Here is a 3325-nt window from a genome sequence, read left to right on the forward strand (position 1 = left end):
GTGCAGGGCCTGCTGGGCGGCCAGGCGGTCGCGTGCGGCGAAGAGGGCCCGGGACAGGGCCAGCGCCGTGCGGCGTTCGCCGGCGGAGAGGAAGCGGTTGCGGCTGGAGAGCGCCAGGCCGTCCGGGTCGCGGACCGTCGGTACGGCGACGATGTCGATGCCGAAGTTCAGGTCGCGGACCATCCGGCGGATCAGCGCGAGCTGCTGGGCGTCCTTCTGCCCGTAGAACGCCGCGTCGGGCCGGGTCAGGTGAAGCAGCTTGGCGACCACGGTGAGCATGCCGTCGAAGTGTCCGGGCCGCGACGCGCCCTCCAGCCGCTCGCCCATCGGGCCGGCGGTGATCCTGACCTGGGGCTCGCCACCGGGGTAGACCTCGTCGACGGAGGGGGCGAAGACCGCGTCGGCGCCCGCCCCGGAGGCGACGGCGAGGTCGGCCTCCAGGGTGCGGGGGTAACGCTCGAGGTCGGCGGCCTCGCCGAACTGGAGCGGGTTGACGAACACGGTCACGACGACCTGCCCGTCGGGCCCCGCGGCCGCGCGCGCCGCACGGACCAGGGTGGCGTGGCCCTCGTGGAGCGCCCCCATCGTCATGACGACGGCGCGCGGCGCACCGGCGGGGCGGCCGAGGGCGTGCAGCTCCCCGGCCGTGCGCAGGAGGGTGGCGGGTGCGGTGGTCATCGGCTCTCCTCCGGCCCGGACTCGTCCGTGCCGTGTCGTCCTTCGGTGCCGCGTCCCTCGTCCGTCCGGTCCGAGAGGACGTCCAGGAGGTCTTCGGCGGACTCCGGCTTGAGCAGACCGTGCACCAGGGCGCGGTCTGCCGTGGTGCGGGCCATGGCGAGATACCCCGCCACCGCCTGCGGGGCGTGCGTACGCAGCTCGCGCAGGTGCGCGGCCACCGTGCCCGCGTCTCCCCGGGCGACCGGTCCGGTCAGCGCCGCGTCACCCGAGCGCAGGGCGTTGTCCAGCGCCGCGCCGAGCAGCGGGCCGAGCATCCGGTCGGGGGCGGCCACACCGGCCTTCTCCAGCAGCTCCATGGACTGGGCGACCAGCGTGACCAGGTGGTTCGCGCCGAGGGCGAGCGCCGCGTGGTACAGCGGGCGGGACTCCTCCGCGATCCACTCGGGCTCACCGCCCATCTCGATGACGAGGGCCTCCGCGGCGAGCCTGAGCTCCTCGGGCGCGGTGACCCCGAAGGAGCAGCCGGCGAGCCGCTGGACGTCGACGGAACTCCCGGTGAAGGTCATCGCCGGGTGCAGGGCGAGCGGGAGGGCGCCGGCCCGCAGAGCGGGTTCCAGCACCCGCGTCCCGTACCGCCCGGAGGTGTGGACGACCAGCTGGCCCGGCCGGACCGCTCCCGTCCCGGCGAGCCCTTCGACCAGACCGGGCAGCGCGTCGTCGGGGACGGTCAGCAGCACGAGCTCCGCGCGGGCGAGGACCTCCGCCGGAGTGACCAGGGGGACGTCGGGGAGCAGGGCGGCGGCCCGGCGGCGGGACGCCTCGGAGACGCCCGAGACGGCGACCGGGCGGTGCCCGGCGAGCTGCAGGGACGCGGCCAGGGCGGGGCCGACCCGCCCCGCTCCGACGACGCCGACGGTGAGGCGTGCGGGGCGGTCCCTCGCGTCGAGGGATTCCTTGGAAACTGATGCGTTCACGCGGCGATGGCCTTCCGTTCCAGTCCGCGGGGGGTACCGGACGATTCCTCTGCATGCTACGCCAGCGATTCCAGGCACCCCGCGGCTGTCCACAGGCTGTGGGTAACCTCCGGACCCCGTCGAATGACGCCCACGGCCCGGGTGATGATCGTCCCATGGCAGTCACCGATGAGCAGAAGCAGCGGAACCGCAGGCTGACCGCATGGCAGCGGTCCACGAAGAGGCTGGCCCGCGCCTCGGCCGACCGCACGATGGGCGAGCGGCTGGCCGCCCTGGCGGCCGACGCCGGGACGGTCCACGACCTGACCGGCTGGACGGACGTCTACGGGGACGGGGTGGTCGCCGAGCTGGAGCGGCGGACGGCGGACCTCCTGGGCATGGAGGCCGCCGCCTTCTTCCCGACGGGGACGATGGCCCAGCAGGTCGCGCTGCGCTGCTGGGCCGGGCGTACGGGCAGCCAGGTCGTCGCCCTGCATCCGCTCTCCCACCCGGAGGTGCACGAGCGGGGAGCCCTAGCCTCGGTGAGCGGGTTGCGCACGGTCCACCCGACCTCCGAGCCGCGTCCGCCCACGGCCGGCGAGGTACGCGACTTCCCCGAGCCGTTCGGCACCCTGATGCTCGAACTGCCGCTGCGCGACGCCGGCTTCGTCCTGCCCTCGTGGGAGGAGCTGGAAGCGGTCGTGGCCGCCGCGCGCGACCGGGACGCGGTGGTCCACCTGGACGGTGCGCGGCTCTGGGAGTGCGGGCCGCACCTCGGACGCGGACTGCCGGAGATCGCGGCGCTGGCGGACAGCGTGTACGTCTCCTTCTACAAGTCCCTGGACGGCCTGTCGGGCGCGGTACTCGCGGGCCCGGAGTCCCTGGTCGACGAGGCCAGGACCTGGCGCCACCGGTACGGCGGGCAGGTCTTCCAGCAGTACCCGGCGGCTCTGTCCGCGCTGCTGGGCCTGGAGCGGGAGCTGCCGAGGCTGCCCTCGTACGTGGCGCACGCCAAGGTGGTCGCGGGGGCCCTGGCGGAGGGCTTCACGGAATCGGCGGTGCCGTGGGCACGGGTGCATCCGGAACCGCCGCACACCCACCAGTTCCAGGTGTGGCTGCCGTACGGCACCGACGTGCTGGACGAGGCCTCGGTGCGGCAGTCCGAGGAGACGGGCGTCACTCTCTTCCGGCGGTGGCTCGCCGGCCCGCCCGGGATCTCCTTCACGGAGGTCACCGTGGCGGCGGACGGACTCGACTGGACGGAGCGGGACGTACGGGCGGCGGTCGCCGGGTTCGTGTCACGGCTGGTCTGAGGCCCGGCCGCGGCCTGCGGCGGCCCTCCCCCGGCGCGGGCGTCCGGGTGCTGCCCGCCGAGGCCTGCGGGTGGCGCCCCGCGAGACCTTCGCGCGCCCTGCGACCTCTCCGCGGGAGGCGCTGGAGCCGTAGGGACATCAGGAGACGCGGGAGTCTCAGGAGACGCGGCGGGAGCCGCACGAGCCGCGGCAGAATGCTCCACCCGCTCGGGTCCGCGCTCCCTCCCCGGGCCGGCGCGAGGGCGGCATCCTGCGGGGGGCGGCGTATACCCGGCCAGGCGTGGAAACGTTCCGCCCGGTCGGGTTCGGGCGCGTCCCACCCGGTCGGCGGACCGGGTGCTCCGCCTTACGGCATCGCCACCCCGGCCGGGTCCGGGCGCG

3 protein-coding genes are annotated in these 3325 nt (G+C 75.2%); 1 reads left to right on the forward strand and 2 read right to left on the reverse strand.

Annotated features, from left to right (window positions below; translation table 11 throughout):
- Positions 1-678, reverse strand: a 678-nt coding sequence (gene panC / locus ABZ371_RS30615; protein ID WP_358685759.1) for a pantoate--beta-alanine ligase, incomplete at its 3' end; no start/stop codon positions are given.
- Entirely contained in the window at positions 675-1652 is a 978-nt protein-coding gene (locus ABZ371_RS30620) for a DUF2520 domain-containing protein (RefSeq protein WP_358685761.1), read from the reverse strand. The genes panC and ABZ371_RS30620, both read right to left, overlap by 4 nt.
- A 155-nt stretch (positions 1653-1807) precedes the next feature.
- On the opposite strand from ABZ371_RS30620, the gene ABZ371_RS30625 reads away from it, so the two are divergent.
- Positions 1808-2944: a beta-eliminating lyase-related protein gene (locus ABZ371_RS30625; protein ID WP_358685763.1), complete on the forward strand. Its 1137-nt coding sequence runs from the start codon at positions 1808-1810 to the stop codon at positions 2942-2944.
- The last annotated feature ends 381 nt before the right edge of the window (positions 2945-3325 follow it).

The organism is Streptomyces sp. NPDC005899, from assembly GCF_040629645.1.
Taxonomy (GTDB): Bacteria; Actinomycetota; Actinomycetes; order Streptomycetales; family Streptomycetaceae; genus Streptomyces.

Bases quoted from the DNA above. Each gene is read 5' to 3' on its own strand.
- ABZ371_RS30625 (WP_358685763.1), top strand. From the start codon at position 1,808: ATGGCAGTCACCGATGAGCAGAAGCAGCGGAACCGCAGGCTGACCGCA.